Origin of the sequence: Streptomyces sp. 150FB (assembly GCF_000818195.1) — a bacterium.
Taxonomy (GTDB): Bacteria; Actinomycetota; Actinomycetes; order Streptomycetales; family Streptomycetaceae; genus Streptomyces.
Genome location: NZ_JTHL01000001.1, coordinates 4,229,353 through 4,249,889 on the forward strand (window position 1 = coordinate 4,229,353; position 20,537 = coordinate 4,249,889).

Annotated in this window: 17 protein-coding genes; 7 read left to right on the top strand and 10 right to left on the bottom strand. The window is 70.1% G+C overall.

Translation table 11 applies throughout. The annotated features are described in order from the left end of the window. From QR77_RS17980 to QR77_RS17995, 4 genes are all read left to right on the top strand, one after another. Nucleotides 1-1,502, top strand: a 1,502-nt coding sequence (locus QR77_RS17980) for a metallophosphoesterase family protein (RefSeq protein WP_052488869.1), incomplete at its 5' end; no start/stop codon positions are given. Nucleotides 1,503-1,718: 216 nt separating this feature from the next. Further along, nucleotides 1,719-2,702 (top strand): hypothetical protein, encoded by a 984-nt coding sequence (locus QR77_RS17985; RefSeq protein ID WP_040022915.1) that lies wholly within the window; start codon nt 1,719-1,721, stop codon nt 2,700-2,702. 58 nt (nt 2,703-2,760) lie between these two features. After that, nucleotides 2,761-4,629 carry an HSP90 family protein gene (locus tag QR77_RS17990; RefSeq protein ID WP_040022917.1) on the top strand — a complete coding sequence of 623 codons (1,869 nt, stop codon included), beginning with the start codon at nt 2,761-2,763 and terminating at the stop codon, nt 4,627-4,629. Nucleotides 4,630-4,631: 2 nt separating this feature from the next. Then, nucleotides 4,632-7,664, top strand: a complete 3,033-nt coding sequence (locus QR77_RS17995; RefSeq protein ID WP_040022919.1) for a hypothetical protein — start codon at nt 4,632-4,634, stop codon at nt 7,662-7,664. Nucleotides 7,665-7,772: 108 nt separating this feature from the next. Here the strand turns inward: QR77_RS17995 and QR77_RS18000 are convergent, their stop codons facing one another. From QR77_RS18000 to QR77_RS18030, 7 genes are all read right to left on the bottom strand, one after another. Then, nucleotides 7,773-8,231: a VOC family protein gene (locus QR77_RS18000; protein ID WP_040022921.1), complete on the bottom strand. Its 459-nt coding sequence runs from the start codon at nt 8,229-8,231 to the stop codon at nt 7,773-7,775. A gap of 44 nt (nt 8,232-8,275) precedes the next feature. Further along, on the bottom strand, nt 8,276-9,220 hold the full coding sequence (locus tag QR77_RS18005; protein ID WP_040022922.1) for a DUF5996 family protein: 945 nt from the start codon (nt 9,218-9,220) through the stop codon (nt 8,276-8,278). Nucleotides 9,221-9,423: 203 nt separating this feature from the next. Continuing rightward, entirely contained in the window at nt 9,424-10,296 is an 873-nt protein-coding gene (locus tag QR77_RS18010) for a GNAT family N-acetyltransferase (RefSeq protein WP_040022924.1), read from the bottom strand. A 239-nt stretch (nt 10,297-10,535) separates the two neighbouring features. After that, nucleotides 10,536-10,871, bottom strand: a complete 336-nt coding sequence (locus tag QR77_RS46755) for a hypothetical protein (RefSeq protein ID WP_040022926.1) — start codon at nt 10,869-10,871, stop codon at nt 10,536-10,538. 17 nt (nt 10,872-10,888) lie between these two features. Continuing rightward, complete coding sequence (locus QR77_RS18020; protein WP_236710719.1) at nt 10,889-12,274, bottom strand: hypothetical protein; 1,386 nt, start codon at nt 12,272-12,274, stop codon at nt 10,889-10,891. A gap of 224 nt (nt 12,275-12,498) precedes the next feature. Further along, nucleotides 12,499-13,575, bottom strand: a complete 1,077-nt coding sequence (locus tag QR77_RS18025) for a HAMP domain-containing sensor histidine kinase (RefSeq protein ID WP_040022928.1) — start codon at nt 13,573-13,575, stop codon at nt 12,499-12,501. Between the two features lie 116 nt (nt 13,576-13,691). Continuing rightward, entirely contained in the window at nt 13,692-14,366 is a 675-nt protein-coding gene (locus QR77_RS18030) for a response regulator transcription factor (RefSeq protein WP_040022930.1), read from the bottom strand. A 226-nt stretch (nt 14,367-14,592) separates the two neighbouring features. Between QR77_RS18030 and QR77_RS18035 the strand changes: the two genes are divergently transcribed. From QR77_RS18035 to QR77_RS18045, 3 genes are all read left to right on the top strand, one after another. Continuing rightward, nucleotides 14,593-15,180: a M15 family metallopeptidase gene (locus QR77_RS18035; protein ID WP_201778812.1), complete on the top strand. Its 588-nt coding sequence runs from the start codon at nt 14,593-14,595 to the stop codon at nt 15,178-15,180. A 2-nt stretch (nt 15,181-15,182) separates the two neighbouring features. Next, a complete protein-coding gene (locus QR77_RS18040; protein WP_078876833.1) occupies nt 15,183-16,241 on the top strand; it encodes an endonuclease/exonuclease/phosphatase family protein in 1,059 nt (352 codons plus the stop codon). A gap of 83 nt (nt 16,242-16,324) precedes the next feature. Next, nucleotides 16,325-17,998 (top strand): esterase-like activity of phytase family protein, encoded by a 1,674-nt coding sequence (locus tag QR77_RS18045; protein WP_052488870.1) that lies wholly within the window; start codon nt 16,325-16,327, stop codon nt 17,996-17,998. Between the two features lie 169 nt (nt 17,999-18,167). Here QR77_RS18045 and QR77_RS46760 read toward each other — a convergent pair whose 3' ends face one another. From QR77_RS46760 to QR77_RS18060, 3 genes are all read right to left on the bottom strand, one after another. After that, nucleotides 18,168-18,650 (bottom strand): hypothetical protein, encoded by a 483-nt coding sequence (locus QR77_RS46760; protein ID WP_040022931.1) that lies wholly within the window; start codon nt 18,648-18,650, stop codon nt 18,168-18,170. 133 nt (nt 18,651-18,783) lie between these two features. Further along, on the bottom strand, nt 18,784-19,758 hold the full coding sequence (locus QR77_RS18055) for a type II CAAX endopeptidase family protein (protein ID WP_107069089.1): 975 nt from the start codon (nt 19,756-19,758) through the stop codon (nt 18,784-18,786). A 118-nt stretch (nt 19,759-19,876) separates the two neighbouring features. Then, the gene (locus QR77_RS18060; RefSeq protein ID WP_040022932.1) at nt 19,877-20,536 is read right to left on the bottom strand and encodes a response regulator transcription factor; all 660 of its coding nucleotides are present in this window, start codon (nt 20,534-20,536) and stop codon (nt 19,877-19,879) included. Nucleotide 20,537: the final 1 nt, after the last annotated feature.

Sequence of the window (20,537 nt, forward strand, 5' to 3'; positions counted from 1 at the left end):
TCCCGCTGCTGGGCGCGACCCCCGCCGCCGCCGCACCGGCCCTCGGCTCCCCCGCCTTCCACCCGACGGCCGACTCGGGCGGCGCGCCGCCGGTCCAGGGCCTGCACCTGACGTTCGGCGCCGACCCGAGCAGTCAGATGGTCGTCTCCTGGCTGACGGACGGCCCGGTGAAGCGCCCCCGCGTGATGTACGGGACGCTGGAGCACGGCCTCGGCTCCAGCGCCGCGGCGCACACCCGTACCTACACCGACGGCAAGTCGGGCCGCACGGTCCACGTCCACCACGCGGCGCTCTCGCGCCTCAAGGCCGGTACGGACTATGTGTACTTGGCGACGCACGACGGAGCCACCCCGGACAGCGCCGTGTTCAGAACCGCACCGCGCGGCCGGGCCCCGCTGACCTTCACCAGCTTCGGCGACCAGTCCGCGCCGCAGGTGACCTGGTCGGCCGACGGCACGAGCATCATGGACGCCAACTCGACCCCGGCGACCAAGGACATCGTCACCGGCATCGAGCAGGTCGCCCCGCTCTTCCACCTGCTCAACGGCGACCTCTGTTACGCGAACCTCGATGTCGACCGGGTCCGCACCTGGAACAACTTCTTCACCAACAACACCCGTTCGGCGCGGTTCAGGGCCTGGATGCCGGCGGCCGGCAACCATGAGATCGAGGCGGCCAACGGCCCGATCGGACTGGGCGCCTACCAGACGTACTTCGAGCTGCCCTCCACCGAGACGGACGCCGAACTCGACAACCTCTGGTACGCGTTCACCGCCGGTTCGGTACGGGTGATCGTGCTCCAGAACGACGACAACGCGCTCCAGGACGGCGGCGACGTCTATGTCAACGGCTACTCCGGTGGCCGCCAACTCGCCTTCCTTGAGAAGGAGTTGCGGGCGGCACGCTCCTCGCGCGACATCGACTGGGTGGTCGTCGCCATGCACCAGGTGATGGTCAGCTCGACCGACGCCAACGGCGCCGACCTCGGGCTGCGCGAGAAGTACGGGCCGCTCTTCGACAAGTACGGCGTAGATCTGGTCCTCTGCGGACACGAGCACAACTACGAGCGGTCGCTGGCGGTCCGCGGCGTCGTCAGGGGCAGCGAGACACTCACCCCCAACCCGGTCTCCGGCGCCACCGACAACATCGACACCACACACGGCACCGTGCACATGGTCCTCGGCGGCGGCGGTGTCTCCGGGACCACCAACCAGTCGTTCTTCAAGGACGGCACCGGCAAGGTCATCACCGCTGTGTCGGCGTCTGCGCCCGCCGGCTCCAAGCGCACTTCGACGTACGTCAAGGAGGACGCGGTCTGGATGGGCGTACGGGACGTCGATCACCCCTACGGCTTCGCGGCGTTCACCGTCGACCCCGGCCGGCACGCCGGAGACACCACGACCCTGCACGTCACGTACTACAACGTGAACAAGCCGAACGGCGACCTCTCCGTGTTCGAGAAGTTCACCCTCCACCGCAAGCGGTCCGACGGAAAGCGCTGAGCCACTCCCACCCGTGTGGTGACGGCCGGCCCGGCTCGTGCCCCGGGTCGGCCCGCGCCCGCGCCCGCACCGCGTCCCGGCCGTCCAGGGGAAGTTCCTGAGCAGGGCGACCAGGACCGGAACCGTGAAGCACTCGTGAACACCCTGTGGAAGCGATGTCAGTGGGTCCACTTATGCTTCACCGGACGATCACGCGGGACCAGGGGAGGGCGCGTCATGTTCGGCAAGCTGTTCGGCAGGGGCGGGGAGAGACCGGCGGCGGATCCGTACGCCCTTCCCGTCCCCCGCAGGCAGAAGAACGGGATGTACACGCTGCGCGCGCTCGGGGACGAGCGGGTCCTGACGCTGGTGGAGGCGGCCGACGCGGGTGACTGGGACGCGGTCAAGGCGGCGCTGGCCCCCTTCGACCTGGGCCGGGACCACCAAGTCCTCGCTGAACTCGGCGACTTGTCCGGCGTGGAGGACTGGATCGGGCAGGCCGTCGAGGAGGACAAGGAGCACCGGGCGACAGCCCTGCTGATATCCGGGACGCGCCACGTCAAATGGGGCTGGGAGGCGCGCACCGACGCGCGTGCCACGAACGTCACGCGGGACCAGTGGCGGGTCTTCCACGAGCGACTGCGCATCGGCGAGGAGCAGTTGCTCGAAGCCGCCGAGTCGCGGCCGGAATGGGTCACCCCGTGGCGCCGCCTCCTCACCTCCGGCCGCGGCACGACGCTGGGCGCCGCCGTCAACGAAACCCGGCTCGACGCCGCCCTGCGCCGCGACCCGCTGGACCTGGAGATCCACATCGAGTGGGTGTCGTACTTGCAGCCCCGTTGGAGCGGCGAGCCGGGTGAGGCCCTGGCGTTCGCCCGCGACGCGTTCGCCCGCGCCCCCCAGGGACACCGGCTCGGCTGCGTGCTCGCCATGGCGCACATCGAGGAGTGGGTCGAGTCGGACACCGGCGACTGCATCGAGACTCCCGCTGTCCAGGCCGAGTTGCGGGAGGCCGCCGATCACAGCATCCTCCATCCCGCCTACGCGCGGCGCCCGGGCTGGCAGCACGACTTCAACATATTCGCGATGGCCCTGTCGCTGTCCGGTGAGCGCCACACGGCCCGGCGCGTCTTCAAGGAACTCGACGGCGCCTACACGAGCTGGCCCTGGACGTTGTTCGCGGAGCCGGAAAAGCAGTTCGCCCGCCACCACCGCGGCTGAGCGCAGGCCGTTCCAGTCCTGTCCGCCACCTGTCGCCCCTCCCACCCAGGACTGCCCGATGACTCTGTCCGACACCACCGCGACCCCGGACGCCGCCGACCACACCTTCCAGGTGGATCTGCGCGGCCTCGTCGATCTCCTCTCCCACCACCTCTACTCCAGCCCCCGCGTCTACCTGCGCGAACTCCTGCAGAACGCGGTGGACGCGCTGACCGCCCGGCACGCTCTCGCACCGGCCGAAGTCCCCGCCGGAGCCCCCGCCGAGGCCTTCGGCATCCGGCTGTACGCCGACGGCACGGTGGTACGCGTCGAGGACGACGGTGTCGGTCTCACCCCCGACGACGTACACACCTTCCTCGCCACGATCGGCCGCAGCAGCAAGCGAGCCGACCGGATCGCGGAGCAACGCGACGACTTCATAGGCCAGTTCGGAATCGGCCTGCTCTCCTGCTTCCTGGTCGCCGACGAGATCCACGTCCTGAGCCGCTCCGCCCGCACACCGGACGCGCCCGCCGTGGAGTGGCGGGGACGCGGCGACGGCAGCTACACCGTCCGCACCCTGCCCGCCTCCGCCCGCCCCCGGCCCGGTACGACCGTCACGCTGACGCCGCGCGCCGACGCCGGCGAGTGGACCCGGCCGGACCAAGTGCAGGCGCTGGCCCAGCACTTCGGCTCCCTGCTGCGCCACCCGGTGACCTTCGACGACGGCAAAACCGGCGGTGGCGCGGGCGCGTCCGTCAACCCTGAGCCCGCGCCCTGGGCGCGTACGTACCCCACACCGGGCACGCGCTCCCGCGCGCTGGCCGCGTACGGCGAGGAGGTCTTCGGCTTCACGCCGCTGGACACCATCGATCTGGACCTCCCGGCCGTGGGCCTGAAGGGCATCGCGTGCGTACTGCCCGAGGCCGTGCCTGCCGGGCGGCGCCACGGCCACCGCGTGCACGTCAAGGGCATGCTGCTGTCCGAGCAGGCCCCGGAGATCCTCCCCGAGTGGGCGTTCTTCGTCCGCTGCGTCATCGACGCCGAGAGCCTGCGCCCGACGGCGTCCCGCGAGTCGCTGTACGAGGACGACACCCTCGCCGCCGTACGCGACGCGCTCGCCGACCGGCTTCGCGCGTGGATCGCCCGGGCCGCCGCCAGCGACCCGGACCTGCTCGCCCGCTTCCTCCAGGCCCATCACCTGGCCGTGAAGTCGCTCGCGGTGCACGACGACGAGATCCTGCGGATGCTGCTGCCCTGGCTGCCGTTCGAGACCACCGACGGGCACACCACCCTCGACGAGTTCGCGCGCACCCACCGCACGGTGCTCGTGACGTCGAGCGTGGAGGAGTTCCGGCAGGTCGCCGCGATCGCCTCGGCCGCCGGGCTCGGCGTCGTCAACGGCGGCTACACGTACGACCGTGAACTCGTCCACCGGCTCCCCGAGATCAGGCCCGAGGCCAGCGTCGCCGACCTCGACCCGGCGACGCTCACGGCCCATCTCGACCCCGTCGACCGGGAGACGGAACTCGCCGCGGCGGCCTATCTCGCCCTGGCCCGCGACGCCCTCGCCGTCTTCGACTGCGACGTCGCGCTGCGCACCTTCCAGCCCGCCTCAGCCCCCGCCCTCCTCATGGACAGCCGCGAGGCCCGGCACGAGCGCACCCGCTCCCAGCTCGCACGTGAGCAGGAGGGCGGCCTGTGGGGCGACATCCTCGGCGCGCTGCGCCAGGAGGCGCCGCGGGCCCAACTGATCCTCAACCAGCTCAACCCGCTGGTCCGCACCGCCGTCGCCATCGGCGAACCCGAACTGGCCCGCACCAGCGCCGAAGCCCTGTACGGGCAGGCCGCGTTGCTGTCGCGGCGCCCGCTCAGGCCCGCCGAATCGAGCCTCATCAACCGTTCCTTCCTCGACCTTCTCGCCCACGCCCTCCGCAAGGACATCTGACGATGCCGACCAACGACGTACGCCAGGCACCCGGGACCACCGACGAGCTGTACCAGGCGCTCCAGGAGAACGACCGCCGCCCCTACGGCCGCACCCGCACCGTCACCGCCGAGGAACTCGTCGAGGCGGCCGAGCAGTTCGCGGAGCCCGTCCCGCTCATCCACGCGCTGCTCGAACTCCAGGAGGCGTACACGTACGGCTCCGAACCCCGTAAGTCGCCCGTCGTCTTCGCCCGTCTGCTCACCCTCTTCGACGAGCAGCCCGACGTCTTCGAGGAGCGCCAACGCCACTTGCTGTTCTGGCGGTTCAAGTGGGTGGCCAACGCCCTGCGTTCGCTGCCCGAGATGCCGCTGACCGGCCTGCGCCAGTGGCTGACGGAGATGCGCGGCCGGTACGAGAAGGCCGGCCTCGGCCTCCAGCCGTACTACGGACAGGCGTACCAGCTCGCCATCCATCTCGGCGAGGACACCGCCCTGGCCTACGAGTTGTGGGCGGGCCGCACCCGCACCCCGTTCAGCGACTGCGAGGCGTGCGAGACCTGCGAGCGCGCGCTGTTCCACGTCGCCGCGGGCGACGACGAGCGGGCGCTGCGCGTGTGGGAGCCCGTTCTGGCCGGGAAGGAATCCTGCCAGGAGGAGCCGGGCCGCTCCATCTCGTACGCGCTGCTGCCCCTGCTGCGCACCGGCCGCACCGACCAGGCCCGCGAACTGCACCTCGCCGGCTATCGCGGCTGCCGCCGCAACCCCTCGATGTCCCCGGAGGTCGGCAGGCACCTGGAGTTCTGCGCGCTGACCGGCAACGAGGCACGCGGCCTGGAGCTGCTCGCCGAGAACCGGAACCTGTTCGACGAGGTGGACTCGCCGCTGGACCTGTTCAACTTCCTTACCGGCGTGGAGGTTTTCCTCCAGCGCGTCGAACTCCTCGGCCACGGCGAACTGCCCGCAGCCGGGTACGCGGGCCGGACGTGGACGGTGGCGGGTCTGCGTGCCGAGGTACGGGGCCGCGCCGACGACCTCGCCGCCAGCTTCGACGCCCGCAACGGAACCACGGCCCACGCCGACCGCCGCAGGGCCCGCCTCGACCGTGCGCCGCTCCTGGACGCGTTGGAACTGACCCTGCGCACCCGCGACCTCGACGACGTGGCCCCGGCCGGCGCCACCGTCAGGCCCACCGCTGCCACAGCCGCCGCCCGTACGGCCGCCGCCTCCGAGTCGCTTCCTGAACTCATCGTCCGGGCAAGGGCGTTGGACGAGCAGGGGCACCCGGAAGCGAAGGCGTGCTGGGCGCGGCTGCGCACCCTCGCCGCCGCCCCCGACTACAGCCACCCCGACGACCCGGCCGTGGGGCCGCTCGTACGACTGCGCGCGGACCTGCTGGACGACGAGGCGGACGGGGCACGCGAGAGGGACGAGTTCGCCGTCGCCGGGGCACTCCACGAGGAGGCCAGGAGCCTGTACGAGGAAGCCGGGGCGCCGGGCCACGCGGCGCTCGCGCGCGCGTGCGCCCTGCTGGCCGCGGCCGAAGCCCCCGCCGAAACCCCCGCCGAAGCCAGCGCCGAAGCTCCTGCCGAATCCGCCGCCGAAGCCCGGGCCGAGGAGGCCGCGGAGGGCGCCGACTGGGCCGAGGCGAAGGCCGCCGCGCTGACCGCAGCCCACGAATCCCTGGTCCGCCTGCACGAGGAGACGCCCGGCCTCACCCCGTACCAGGAGGCACGCCTCCTGCGGCTACGGGCGACCGCGCTCGGCCTGCGCCTACAGGTGTCGGGGAGCGAGGAGCACGTCGCGCCGGTGTTCGCGGAGGTGGACCTGCTGGACGCGTTCGCCACCCGGCACGAGGTCGTCGGGCAGATCTCCGGCGCCCGGGTGCTGCGGGCCAGTACGTACGCCATCTCCGGCGACCTGCCCGCCGCTGTCACCGAGATCGATACCCTCCTCGACCTGCTCAAAGAGCGGGGCCCCGCCTGGCACGTGCCCCGCGCGCTCGGACTGCGGGGCAGGTTCCGGCTCGGCCTGCACGACGCGCGGGCGGCACACGCCGACCTGGCCGAGGCACTGCGGCTGACCGCCGACTGGCCGGCCGACGTGATCGGCTCCGCCCGCCTCCACGGCGATCTGGCCGAGGCGTGCATGCACCTGAGCCGCCCCGAAGAGGCACTGCGGCACCTGACGCGCGGCGCCGAGCTGGAGCTGCGCGGCGGCAGCCGGACGGACGCGTTCCGCGCGTACAGCGACGCGGCTCAGCTCAGCCTCGACCTGGGCCGTGTCGAGGACTGCATCGCGCTGCTCGACTCCGTCCTCGCCGACCCGGGCATCGCCGCCGGAGAGCTGGACGACCGGCTCGCCGCTCAGCTACGTCTGACCCGCGCCCGCGCGCTGTACGCCGGGGAGGACCTCAAGGCCGCCACGGCGGAGTTCGTCACCCTGGCTGCCGAGTCGGCCGGCTGGGACGACGACCCGGGGAGCCATGCCATGATCGCCGCGGAGACTGCCGCGGTCCTCGGCGAGTCCGGCGAGTTCGGCCGGGCGCGCGAGGTCATCGACCAGGCACTCGCCGCGCACGCGCGGGCCCCGCGCTACGAGCAGCTCAGCAACTGCCTGCGCGAACTCGCCCGCCTCCAGGCCCAGCGGGAGGACCCCGACGTCCTGGCCGACGCCCTCGCCTTCCTCGCCGACGCGGACAGGATCGCCGACGAGGCGCGCGCCGCCGGGTACGAGGCCCGCGGCCGCTCGCTGGACACCGCTCTGGCCTACGAATACGGGCGGGTCAAGGCGCACGCCGGTGAGTACGAGGACGCCCTGGCCGCGCTGGAGAAGGCCCTCGCCCTGCTCGGCGAGCCGAGCCCCGAGGGGGACAGTCCGGGTGAGTGGGCCGAGTGTGTCCGCCTCGCGGCTGCCGTGGAGGGCATCTACCTGAAGCGCCCCGCCCCCGCCCTCGCCCGCCTCGACACGGCGATCTCGCGCCTGACCGCCCTGGGGCGCCGCGAGGAGTCCCAGCCGCTGATCTCCTTGCTGGCCCGGCTGCGCGACGCGAAGTGACGTGAGGGCGCGGCGCCGGGGGGACGGGCGGTGCCGGGGGACGGGCGGTGCCGGGGCGACAGCCCGTCGCAGGCGACAGCCCGTCGTACGCCGGGGGAGGCGGCGCGCCTACTCCCCCGGCGGGTCGGTGCGATCCGCGTAGATGCCTTCCAACAGGCCGGTGGCCTGGCCGACTTCGATCAGGTAGCCGTCCGGATCCCTGACGTAGCAGCGGAGTTCGGCCTTGCGGTCGAGAGGCTCGGTGAGGAACTGCGCGCCCTTGGCGACCGCCTGCTCGTAGAAGGCCGCGATGTCGGCCACCCGTACGTTGAGAAAGGACGACACGGGGTCACCGGGTTCGGGGGCGGTGAGGATGATGTCAGGCTTGTCGGGTGTGGGACCGCCGCCGGGGTTCATGATGATCCAGCCGTTGGCGATCTTCACGATGCAGGGGTTCTCCTCCAGCACCACCTGACCGCCGAACACGTCGGCGTAGAAGCGACGCGAGGTCGCGACGTCCCGCACGGTGAGGAAGTGGGTCAGTACGAGGCCCTGCGCGGGCGTCGGCAAGTCGTCACGGGTGCTCATGGGGATTGTCCTTCCGCTTGTGTACTTACCGGTCGGCCCAGGACTTACCGGTCGGCCCAGCGCTCCGGATCGGTCTCCAGCGCCGCCCGGTCCCATCCGGCCGCGTCCGCCGCTGCCGCGTAGGTGCTGTGCAGGAAGCCGGAGAGCGCCCGGTCCGGATCGTCGGCGGTGCGTACCGCCTCGTACGGCAGCAGGAACTGCCCGTTCTGCCGGCTGTAGTAGGCCTCCGAGGGGGTGACCGGGCTCTCGGCGAACCCGGGGGGTTCGGGATAGGCGTACGAGTAGAAGGCCCCCTCGTCCCCGCCGCCGGGCCAGAACCCGCAACTGCTCAGCTCGTGCGAGTACCCCTCCTCCATGACCCAGTCACCGCAGTTCGGCGCGCCCCCGGGATGCCTGGGGGCGCGGCGCCCGGAGAACCGGGTGCACGCCAGGTCCATGGCCCCCCAGAAGAGGTGCACCGGGCTGACCTTGCCGACGAAGGATCCGCGGAACTCACCCAACACGCGGTTCGCCTGGAGGAGTTGCCGCCAGAAGAGCTGCGCCGCACGCGGGTCGTAGGTGTGGTGCTCGTAGTCCGCGGCGAACGAGACCGCCGGCTCGACCTCGTTCGGATGGCCCTGGATGGTGGTGGGGACGCCCAGCTCTTCCAGCGCTCGCCCCACACGGGCGTGGAAGTCGGCCACCGGCATGGACTCCAGGGCGATGCCGCGGGTACCGCCGTCACTGGTGCGCAGACGCAGCAGATGGTCGACGAAGTCGAACTCGATGTCGAAGGCTCCGGCACCGTAGGGAACGGCGGAGGTGGTCAGCCCGCGCGGACTGACGTAGAGAACGACCTGCCACCAGTGGTTGAGCAGCGGAGCGTGCGCCAGCCGGACCTTGCCCACGATCTGTGTCCACATGTGCAGCGTTTCGCGGGTCTCGACCCAATCGTCGACGCGCAGCCTCGGCCAGGCCGACCCGGCCCGGAAGGTGTCCGTCGTCCCCATGATTGCGGTCCCTCCGCTCGGCGGCGTCGGACAACATCTCGCGTCGCGGGTGGCCTCCCGTGCTCCCGTACGCCCTCGGACCGACCAGGTGGAAGTGTCGGAGTGGAACCGTCGGACGAACGCGGAGCGTGAAACGGTCACTCCCTGTCTCTTCCACCTTGCACAGCGTTCCGCTCCCCCGCAACTTCGACACCGCCCCGACGTCACTCTGCCTGGGCTGAGAAGTCGTACACGGCCCAGTCGCTGAGCGGGAGATACCCGATCCGCCGGTAGAGGGCGTTGCTGGTCGGGTTGGCGGGGTCCGCGTACAGCACGACCTCCTTGGCGCCGGCGGCCAGCGCGGCCCGGCTCACCTCGACCGTCACAGCGCCCGCGTAGCCGCGGCCCCGCAGGTGGGCCGGTGTGTAGACGGGGTCCACCCGGATCTGGCCGCCGACCATCGGGGTCATGCCGGCCATGGAGACCGGAGTGCCGTCCGGGGTCTCCCAGAACGTATAGCGCTTGTCGGCGAAGCGGGTGCCTGCCCATGAGTCGGCGTCCAGGGAGACGACTTCGCCGACGTCGGCGGCGAACTCGCGGTGCCAGCGGATGAGTTGCTCGTGATCCTGCTCGCCCACGAGTCGGCCCCTGCCCTCGGGGCGCGGCTCCGGTGGGGTGAGTGTGCCGAGGCGGTACAGGCGGAGCCGTACGCGGAGTACCGGTGTCGCGCCGGTGTGCCGCTGCCAGGCCTCGGCGAAAGCGGTGGCGGTGTCGTGGGCCGCGCTCACGCCGGGGATGGTGTGGCCGAGCCCAGCCAGGTGGACGGCGAGGGCGTCGGCGTCCTCGGGTACGAGCGGAGTCAGGCCCAGCAGGCCGTGCCGGGTACGGCGGTGGAACGTGGCGTGGACCTCGCCCGCCCGCTCCAGTCGGCCGAAGACGGGGGCTTCGGCACCGGGCGCCGCCCTCCCGCGTGTGCGCAGTTTCTCGATCGCTGTCAGCGGCGTGGTGTGCAGGGCGGGGCGGGAGCGCAGGAACTCTCCGGCCCGGGCGAGAAAGTCGTCGACGTCTTCGGTGAGGTACCAGCCATCCGGTCGCATGCTTCATGATTCCCCGTGCCCGTGGCGCGCGCCCATGGTTTCGCCGGGGTACGGCGGCGGGACTCCCGCGCAGTGGCGAACGCTCCGGGGCCTCGGCGACAAGTACGGGGTGGAGCCGCTGTCCATGTGGCGCCGATGGGAGGTCCGGTGGAAACGGACGAAGATCTACTCGCACGCTCGATACGCGAGCCCGAGGCGTTCGAGCTGTTGGTCGTACGGCACTCAGGGGCGCTGCACAGCTACCTTTCGGGGAACACCAGATCTTCGACAGCCAGGTACGTCATGAGTTCTACAGCATGCTCGCAGTCAACCTCCCTGAGTACTTCCGCGACCTCTGCCGACGAGTCCGGACCACTCGCCCCCGGTATGACGTACCGCGCCCAGGCGTGCTCGGCCTCCACGACCAGACGCCGTACCTGCTCTGCGACCAGACCATCCGCCTCAGAAGCCACAGAGCCGAAGACGCCCTCCTCCCGAGCCAGCGACGTCATCAGCCCGCGCAACTCACATCCACCATCCATCGGCACACGCTCCTGGCTCTCGGCGGTGCCGACGGCTGCGACCAGCGCGACCAATCGCCGTCAATAAACGCTCAGTTCACGGTGAATGAGTAGTCGTAGGACGCCAGGACAGCGCCGCTCTCGGTTGTCGCGTTGACCTGGAGGTCGGTATATCCGCTTTCCGTAGGCGCCCAGTTGATGCGGGCCGTATGGTCACTGTCTGCCTGCACGGTCACCGGGTCGGCCCAGTTGAAGGAATACGTGTAGCTCACGACCCCTTCCACCTTCGGCGCGAAGGTGAAGGTGCCCGGGAGGCCCACGCCACCGCTCGACGCATTCTCAGCGTAGACGTCCGAACCCACGATGGGCGTCGTGTCGAAGGCGGTGCCCCACCGGGCCTCGTCGCTGACCCAGCCATTCGCACTCGTGCTGCTCACCGCCAAGGACTCACCGGAGGCACCGTCGAGCCTCAGCCGCAACTCAGCGGTGCCGTCGGACGATGCCTTGACCTGAATGGTCCGGTCGCTCTGGCCGCCGAACGTCTGCACGGAGTAACTCACGATCGGGCTCTTCGCCTGCAACCCGGCGTCCGGCGCAAGCAGGAACGTAGCGGGCTGGTCGAACTGCGGCTTCGAGCGAGGGGTGACCGTCGGCTCCGCCGAATTGAGGAAGAAGTTGTAGGTGGACCTCGCGGACTGGCGGTACGAGCGGTCGAGACTCACCACATCCAGGGTCTTCGACCCGAATCCCGCCGGTGGGACCAGGTTCAGCTCGGCGGATCCGCCCAATTCGTCTGCGCGCACAAAGAACTTGGCGTCGTCGTACGGGTCGGCAGGCTGCGGAATCCCGTAGTCACCGATGGGGACCCCAATGACGGGCAAGTCTCTCAGCCACGTGAACTCGAAGCCGGCGACGTCATCGACGCCGTTGGCATCGAAGATGAAGTGGACCGGCTCGCCGGGCTCGGCCCACTCGTCCTGCGGATAGTTCGCGGAGGTGACCTTCGGCGCCGCCGAAGGAGCAGTGTTGTCGACCGTGAAGTAGCAGGGGACCGACCAGTCCGAGGCATCGCTTCCCGCTACCGTCTGCGCCTGCCACGCGTAGCTCTGCCCGTCAGCCAGGATGTCGGCCGGCACCGTGACTGGTGCCTCGAAGCGCGGGGCCGCGTGCTGGCGGGACAGGATGGTGGCCTGCGTCGGATCGGCGACCGGCCAAACGCGATACTGCGCGGTGAGGGAGGGATTGCCGGTGCTGTCCGTATAACCGGGGACGCCCTCCACCACAACACCTTCCCGCGCACCGACGTACGTGGGGGTGCCCACTTGAGTCGAGCACGCGTGATTGGCGTTGAAGAGGTCGGTGGGTGTCGTGGGCGTCCCGCTCGCCGCCACGGCGGACGGCACAGCGGCAAACACCAGGCCGGCAGCCGCAGTGGAAACGAGCACGGCTCGCTGTCTCGCGCGGTTGAGCATTCTCATTGGTCCCCTCCCGAAGATGCCCGGCTACGTCCCCGGATGTTCACTGGCAGCCGAGCGGCCGGGCGATCGTAGGCCGCGGTCAGGGGAATCTGCCAGCAAGTTGATTGCGTGGATGGCTGGTTCGCGCACGGCCGCGATCATCTCCGCCATCATCCACAGCGGCCGCCCGCCCGCCCGCGAGTCGGCTTCCGTGGCGCTCCGTGGTCTCCTCGGGCCGTGGTGTCTCAGGCCGGGCCCGGCAGTGCGACGCGTACGGTCAGGCCGCCTTCAGGGTTGGGGGTCAGTCGGAGGTCGCCCCCGTGGACCGCGACGATCGCCGCGACGATCGAGAGGCCCAGTCCGTGTCCCCTCCGGGTGGAGTTCGCCTCCACCGTACGGCCGTTGCCCCGTAGGAAGGGTTCAACGAGGGCGTCGACCGTGTCGGGCAGAACGGCCCCTGTATTGGTGACGGTCAGCAGTGCGCGCCCTGCGCCCTCGGGATCGGGTCCTGTGGTCAGTGCCACGGTTCCGCCGGTGGCCAGGTTGTGCCGTACCGCGTTCTGCAACAGGTTGACCGAGAGCTGGCGCAGCAGCACATCGTTGCCGGTGACCGGGGCAGGGCGCCATTCCGCGCTGAGGGTGATGCCTCGGGCCTCGGCCTCGGCGCTCGCCAGGGTGACGGCCTCGGCGGCCGGGACGGCCAGGTCGACCGGGCCGGTGCTGAGCGGCTCGTGTCCGAGCGATGACAGTTGCAGCAGCGCTTCGACGATCTCGATTCCGCGCTCATTGGTTTCGCGTAGCCGGGCGATCAGTTGGGGGTAGTTCTGGCCGGCCGGGTCGGACGTCGCGACATGCAGCATGGTGCGGGTGATGGCGAGCGGGGTGCGCAGTTCGTGCGAGGCGTTCGCCGCGAAGCGCTGCCGGGACTCGAAGGAGTGCTGCAGACGGCCCAGCATGTGGTCGAACGCGTCCGACAGTTCGGTGAACTCGTCGCGGGGCCCGCGCAGGCCGATGCGGTGGCCCAACGAGCCGTTCGCCGCGCGGTTCGCCGCCCTGGTGATCTCCTGCAAGGGACGCAGCACACGGCCGGCGAGCAGCCAGCCGCCACCGACACCGACGCCCCCCAGCAGGAGAAGCGCGTAACCCGACACCTTGAACAGCTCGTGCAGGATCTGCTCACGGGAGGCGGCGGGCGCCGGATCTCGCGGATTGGCCGCCATCAGCGGGTAGTTGGGGATGTAGCGCATGCCCAGGTAGATCGCCCCCAGGGCGACCGCCCCGGCGACGACGAGGAACAGCGCGTAGTTGAGGGTGAGTCGCATACGCGCGGTCAGCCGCCGGGGCCGCCAGGCCGGTGCCTGCTCACCCGTCGTATCCGCCGTCTCCGCCGCGTCCCTCGTATCCGGAGTCGCTCGCTGCCGGCCTGCTGTCGTAGCGCTCACTGGTCCGGGCCCATTTCTTCGAGGCGGTATCCAACGCCGGGAACGGTCTGGATGACCCATGGATCGCCGAGTCGTTTACGCAGCGTGGATACGGTGATGCGCACCGCGTTGGTGAAAGGGTCGGCGTTCTCGTCCCAGGCGGTTTGCAGAAGATTCTCCGCGCTGATCACACCGCCGTTCGCGGCCATCAGAACCTCCAGCACAGCGAACTGCTTTCGGGTGAGTGCGATATAGCGGCCCGAACGGAACACCTCGCGACGGAACGGGTCGAGGCGGATTCCAGCGTATTCCAGTATCGGAGGATTACTCTGCGGGGGGCGGCGAAAAAGGGAGCGCAGTCGCGCCACGAGTTCCGGCAGTTCGAACGGTTTGGTCAGATAGTCGTCGGCGCCGAGTTCGAATCCGGTGACCTTCTCGTGAAGGTGACTCGCCGCCGTGAGCATCAGCACTCGGCATCCTAGATGCCGCTCGACAATGTTCCGGCACACATCGTCACCGTGTGTACCTGGAATGTCGCGGTCGAGCACCACAACGTCGTACGTGTTCACGTCCAATTGGGCCAGGGCGGCGTCGCCGTCACCGACGATGTCCGAGGCGATCGCTTCAAGACGCAGACCGGCCTGCAACGCTTCGGCGAGATAGAGCTCGTCCTCCACCACCAGCACCCGCATCGCTCTCCCCTTGTCCGACACAGTCCGACACAGTCCGACACCGCCCGGCGCCGCCCGGCGCGCGCCGGCTGTCACCGCTCCAGCGTACGTGCGCCCGCCTATCGCGGACGTATCGAAAAATCGAGACGGTCATGCAACGTGGCCCGCATTTCACTCAACGGATCAGCCCGTCGGTTCAGCCCCAACCTGCCGTGCCCGACGGCTATGGACGATCACCGGAGAGAGAATGCGAAAGCTCGTAGCCGGCATGCTGGCGACAGCCATGGCCTTGACGGCCTGTGGGAACAGCGGAAAAAGCGGAACGGTACGGTCCCAGAAAGCGGCTGTCCCAGCGAAGAGCCTGCCTCCGAAATCCGAGGGCTCGACGGGGGCCACGGATGACGTCGACGGATATCTCCCGGAAGGCCGCGACATCACACCGGCCGACGGCCAGTACTCGGCGATCAGGAATCTGAACGGGCCGCTGCTGAAAGCCTTGCGGAAGGCCGACAAGGACGCGAAGCGGGTCAACATCTCCTTCCAGGTCACGTCGGGCTGGCGGAGTAAGAAACATCAGCAGAGCCTCCTCGACGACGCGATCCATAAGTACGGGACGCTCGAAAAGGCGCGTGCGTTCGTCAACACCCCCGAGCAGTCGGCGCACGTATCCGGAAAGGCCGTGGACATCGGCCCGACCGACGCCGACGACTGGCTGATCCAGCATGGGGCGGACTACGGGCTGTGTCAGGTGTACGCCAACGAGATGTGGCACTTCGAGCTCCGCACCACACCTGGCGGCACCTGCCCGGCTCAGCTCACCGACGCGGCCGGCTGACCATGAGGCAACAGCGTGACGAGCCGTATCCGGACACCTTCATCGGTGGTGGATTCCACGATCCTTCGGCCCCGGCACAGCTCCAGGACCCGCTCCTCACACTGGCGCCCGCACCGGCGCCCGTACCACCCCCCGCCCCGGCGCATCGGCCCCGCGGACTGGTCCCCGCCATCGCCGCCGTCCTCTGCGCCCTGCTGCTCGTCGGTCACGCCCTCGTACCCAACACCGGCTGGAATATGGGCAGTCTGCTGGAAACCCTGCTGCCCTGGACCGCCCTCGCCATCCCGCCCCTTCTGGTGGCCGCGCTGATCCGGCGCTCCATACCGGCGGCGCTGGCGACGCTACTGCTCGCCGCCACCTGGGCCGCGATGTTCGGGAGCCAGTTCGTCGGTTCGGCTCCCGGCGCCAGGCCGAATCTGACGGTCGTCACCCACAACGTCGATGCGGCCAACCCCGACCCGGCGTCGACGGCCCGCGACCTGCTCGCCGCCCATCCCGATGTCGTCGCTCTGGAAGAGGTCACCGACAAGGCGTTTCCCTCCTACCGTCGTGTCCTGGACCCGAGTCTGAGGTACTCCTTCCACACCGGCACGGTGGCGGTGTGGAGCCGGCACCCGATCACCGCTTCGGAGCGGGTCGTGCTGGATCCCGGCTGGAATCGGTCGCTGCGGGTCGAAATCCAGGGCCCGGACGGTCCGTTCGCCGTGTACGTCGTCCATCTGGCCTCGGTTCGGGTCGGCCCCGGGGGCTTCACCGCGGGCCGCCGCGACCAGGCGGTCGCCGCGCTGGACAGCCGTATCGACCACGAGCCGCTGAAGAAGGTGGTGCTGATGGGCGACCTCAACGGCTCCACCGCCGACCGCGGTCTGGCGCCGCTCGTATCCCGGCTGAGTTCCGTACAGAATGCCGCCGGCGCCGGCTTCGGATTCACCTGGCCCTCGGCGCTCCCCTTTGTCCGGATCGATCAGATCCTCACCCGGGGTGTGATCACCACCGATGCCTGGAGTCTGCCGGCCACCACCAGTGACCACCGCCCGATCGCCGCCGGGCTCAGGGTGTGACGCCGGGGGAGCGGGTTCGTTGTGAACCGAGGGTTCACCGAAGCCCGGCCCAGTGTTCACCACCGACCGACAGGTTCAGGGGTATGGCTAAAAGACACTCCTCTCGCAAGCGCACCCGGATCGCCGTCGCGATCGCCACCACCGTCGCCGTGGCGGGCGCGGGCACAGCCGCGGCCCAGGCCGCCGGCTGGCTGTCGGCCCCGTCGCACGACTTCCGCGCGGCCGCCGACTCCTTCTCCGGCCACGGCGAAGTGACGGGCAACGTTCTGCGGAACGACTCCGGCGCGACCGCTGTCGTACGGCACACCGCCCCGTCCGACGGCACGGCGACGGTCGGCGCGGACGGCACGTTCACGTACACACCGAAGTCCGGCTTCAAGGGCACGGACACCTTCACGTACACCACGACCGACGCGGTGGAACTCTTCAAGGACGCCCAGCCGAACGGGGATCCCTTGCCTCCGCTCGGGAAGGTCGCAGGTCCGGGCGGTACCACCACCCAGGTCTCCGGCGAGGGCTTCGGCTCGTCGCTCGCCCCGGCGCCGGGCAGCTCGGGCTCCTTCTACGGACTCACCGACCGCGGCCCGAACGCCGACGCTCCCGACGGCGACAAGTCCGAGATGTTCCTCGACTTCACGCCCGAGATAGGCAAGTTCAAGCTCGTCAACGGCAAGGCCGAGCTGCTCAAGAAGGTCACCCTGAAGGGGCCGAAGAGCCTCGGCGGGGTGAAGTACAGCGGCCGCCCGCCGCACGACACGAGCGAGGTGATCGACGACGTCGCCGCGACGAACGCCAACGGCGGCAAGCCCGTGCCCGTCGCCGCCGACCCGTACGGCTACGACTCCGAGGGCCTGGTGGCGCTGCCGGACGGTACGTTCTGGGTCTCGGACGAGTACGGCCCGTACATCACGCACTTCGACGCGAACGGCTACGAGCTGGGCCGGCTGACCCCGTACCGGAACAGCCCCGACAACGCCCACCACAAGATCGTTGGATACCTGCCCGCCGAACTCGCCGACCGCGTGAAGAACAAGGGCATGGAAGGCCTGACGGTCACGCCGGACGGCTCGACCCTGGTGGGTGTCATGCAGTCCGCGCTCCAGCAGCCGGACCTCGGCAGCACCAAGGCCGCCAACGTCTCGCCCACCCGTATCGTCACGATCAACCTGAGCACGCACCAGACCAAGCAGTACCTGTACCTGCTGGACAATCCGGCGACCACGGGTGACGCCAACAGCGAGATCACCGCGCTGTCCGGCACGAAGTTCCTGATCGACGAACGCGACGGCAACTTCGAGCCGTTCGCCCAGAAGACGCTCTACGAGGTCGACACCAACGGCGCCACCGATGTCAGCGGCCTGACGGTCGCGGGCAAGTCGCCCGAGGCCTTCGTCGGCGCGGACGGCACCAACGCCGCGCTCGCCGCCCTCACCGGGGCCGGCGTCCAGGTCGCGCAGAAGCAGCCGTACCTCAACGTGGGGACGCTGGTGAGCCAACTCGACCCGAGCGGCGCGTTCTTCGCGCACGACAAGATCGAGGGCGTCGCCACAGCGAACGCCGGCAAGACGCTGTACCTGTCGAACGACGACGACTTCGGCATCGACACCATCGCGGTCGACCCCGACGGCAAGTGGACCGTCCACCAGAAGGTGCTGCCGCCCACGGGCCAGAGCGACAACGGCGAGATCCTGAAGGTCGACACGACCAAGTTGCCGGCGGTCCTCAAGACCGTCACGGTGACGATCCACGTACGCTGACGCACCCGGTGCCGTCGGGCCCGCGCACTCCGGCGGGCGGGCCCGGCCACCGGACAAGCACCACGAAGCAGCACGAAGCAGCACGAAGCAGCACGAAGCAGCACGAAGCCGCCCAGGGGCGGTCGGCGGGTGCCGATTCAGGGCCCTGCGCGGCTCGGTGTGAACGCTGCTAGACCTGCTCGGGGGCAGCCGCGACAGGAGCGACAGGGGCAGGCGCCGCAGGAGCAGCGGCCGGAACGGGAGGAGCCGCGACAGGAGCGGCGGCCGGAACAGGAGCAGCGGCCACAGGAGGCGCAGCCGGAGCGGCAGCCGCAGGAGCAACAGCGGCCGCGGCCGCAGCAGCCGCAGCGGCTTCCTCCGCCTCGGTCTCGGCGATGTGCGCGTCGATGAACTCGTCGCCGAGCACTTCGCGGGCCGCCTCCAGGTGATCGAGGTCCACCTCGCCGTGCTCGGCCGCGTGACCGTCAAGCGCGAGCAGGATGCGCTCCACGGGGTCATGCGAACCTTCGAGCCGCTGCTCGGCGTAGACGGCGACACCGAGCTTGAGGAAGAGCTTCGCCGCACGGCGGTGCTCCGCGTACTCCTCGATGGCTTCCTCCCCCATCTCGAAGCCCTTCGCTGTGACGTCGACTATCTTCTTGATGAAGCTCATGCCGCACTCCTGAACATGCTGGTTGGGATGCCTTCTGCCGGGCGGACCTGCTCAGCGCCGCCGCTCCCGTACGCGGTGACCTTATGACAGGGACCGGCTCATCAGGCCGCCAGGTCACCAGGTCGCCGAGAAGTCACCCAGCCACCAACTCCCCTCCCACGCCCGCTCCGTGCTCGGCCGCCGGGTTCTTGGGGCGGCCCAGGCGGCCTCGGGTGGCGATCAGCACGATGAGGGCCGCCGCCGTCGCGGTCAGCAGGAACGCGTGCGTGGTGTCCTCCATGGACAGCCTCGGGAACATGTCCGTGCCCGCCACCGAGAAGAAGTTGTTGACGCTGGTGTGCAGCAGCATGACCAGCGGCATGCTCTCGCGGGAGCGGTTGAACACCCACGTCATGACGAAGCTGAAGGCGATCGCGGTGCCCAGGAACTCCAGCGGGCTCGTCGGGTCCACGTGCGGCCCGCCGCCCCACTCCGTCAGGAACAGCGGCATGTGCCAGACGCCCCACAGGACGCCGACGATGAGGGTGGCCTTCGCGGGGTGGTACTTGCGCTGCATACGGGGCATGGCGAACTCGCGCCAGCCGGGCTCCTCGGCGAGGCCGGTGGTGACCATCTGGAGCAGGAGGCCGGGCAGGTACGCGGCCAGCACCGTGACGGACGGCAGGAGGGGGCTCCGGCCGTTCAGCGCGGCCGTGCCGATGATCAGCGCGGCGGGCACCGAGAGGAGAACCACCACGTACCAGCGCCAACTGACCCGGAACTTGGTCATCCGGCCGCGCCAGACCCGCAGCCCGTGACGTCCCTCCGTCACCCCGGTCACCAGGAGCGCGGACGCGATCGGGCCGAGGTAGGCGCCGGGAAGGACGCCCAGCAGTTGGGTGGTGCCACCGATCGCGGGGAAGGCGAAGTGCAGGACACCCAGGCCGTTTTCGGACAGTACGTACGGTGTCCAGGCCAGCCAACTCAGCAGGTAGGCCAGCGAGAAGAACCAGATCAGCGGCGAGCGGCGGAAGCTCGCCCGCAGACCGGAAAACCGGCGCGTCTCCCGGTCCTCACGGCTCGTGGCGGGTAGTTGGGTCTCGACGGTGGCAGCGGCTTGGTCGTGCACCACGGGGCTCCTTCGGACGGCGCTGATGTGATGTGTTCAGCACACCAGCCGCGCGTCCGCGGATCATTCCCGTACGTGCCCCAACTCCCGGTACAGCAGGCTGTACCAAGGCCCTGTCCTAGACCCGCCGCCGCGCGTCCTCCAGGTAGTGGAGTACGGCGGCCACGCGCCGGTCCGTCTGGTCCGCCGGGGACAGGTCGAGCTTGGCGAAGATGCTGCGGATGTGTTTGTGCACCGCGCCCTCGGAGACGACGAGCCGTCCGGCGATGGCGCCGTTCCCCAACCCCTCCGCCATCAGGGCGAGTACGTCGCGCTCGCGCGGGCTCAGGCGTTCCAGCCTGGTGTCCTGGCGGGAGCGGGTGAAGAGTTGGGCGACGACCTCGGGGTCGATGGCGGTGCCGCCGGAGGCGACCCGGTGCAGTACGTCGAGGAACTCCTCGACGCGGCCCACCCGTTCCTTGAGCAGATAGCCGAGGCCCCCGACCCCGCCGGTGAGGAGTTCCGTGGCGAAGCTCTGCTCCACGTACGCGGACAGGACGAGGACGGCCAGGCCGGGGTGGCGGCGCCGGGCCTCGACGGCCGCGCGAATGCCCTCGTCGGTGTGGGTGGGCGGCATCCGTACGTCGAGGATGGCGATGTCGGGCCGGTGTGTGTCGATGGCGCCCAGCGCGTCTTCGGCGGTTCCGGCCGTGGCCACCACGTCGAGAGACTCCGCGCGCAGCAACAGGGCGAGCCCCTCGCGCAGCAACGCGTCGTCCTCGGCTATCACGATCCGCACG

Bases quoted from the DNA above. Each gene is read 5' to 3' on its own strand.
- QR77_RS17985 (WP_040022915.1), top strand. From the start codon at position 1,719: ATGTTCGGCAAGCTGTTCGGCAGGGGCGGGGAGAGACCGGCGGCGGAT.
- QR77_RS17990 (WP_040022917.1), top strand. From the start codon at position 2,761: ATGACTCTGTCCGACACCACCGCGACCCCGGACGCCGCCGACCACACC.
- QR77_RS17995 (WP_040022919.1), top strand. From the start codon at position 4,632: ATGCCGACCAACGACGTACGCCAGGCACCCGGGACCACCGACGAGCTG.
- QR77_RS18000 (WP_040022921.1), bottom strand. From the start codon at position 8,231: ATGAGCACCCGTGACGACTTGCCGACGCCCGCGCAGGGCCTCGTACTG.
- QR77_RS18005 (WP_040022922.1), bottom strand. From the start codon at position 9,220: ATGGGGACGACGGACACCTTCCGGGCCGGGTCGGCCTGGCCGAGGCTG.
- QR77_RS18010 (WP_040022924.1), bottom strand. From the start codon at position 10,296: ATGCGACCGGATGGCTGGTACCTCACCGAAGACGTCGACGACTTTCTC.
- QR77_RS18020 (WP_236710719.1), bottom strand. From the start codon at position 12,274: ATGAGAATGCTCAACCGCGCGAGACAGCGAGCCGTGCTCGTTTCCACT.
- QR77_RS18025 (WP_040022928.1), bottom strand. From the start codon at position 13,575: ATGCGACTCACCCTCAACTACGCGCTGTTCCTCGTCGTCGCCGGGGCG.
- QR77_RS18030 (WP_040022930.1), bottom strand. From the start codon at position 14,366: ATGCGGGTGCTGGTGGTGGAGGACGAGCTCTATCTCGCCGAAGCGTTG.
- QR77_RS18035 (WP_201778812.1), top strand. From the start codon at position 14,593: ATGCGAAAGCTCGTAGCCGGCATGCTGGCGACAGCCATGGCCTTGACG.
- QR77_RS18040 (WP_078876833.1), top strand. From the start codon at position 15,183: ATGAGGCAACAGCGTGACGAGCCGTATCCGGACACCTTCATCGGTGGT.
- QR77_RS18045 (WP_052488870.1), top strand. From the start codon at position 16,325: ATGGCTAAAAGACACTCCTCTCGCAAGCGCACCCGGATCGCCGTCGCG.
- QR77_RS46760 (WP_040022931.1), bottom strand. From the start codon at position 18,650: ATGAGCTTCATCAAGAAGATAGTCGACGTCACAGCGAAGGGCTTCGAG.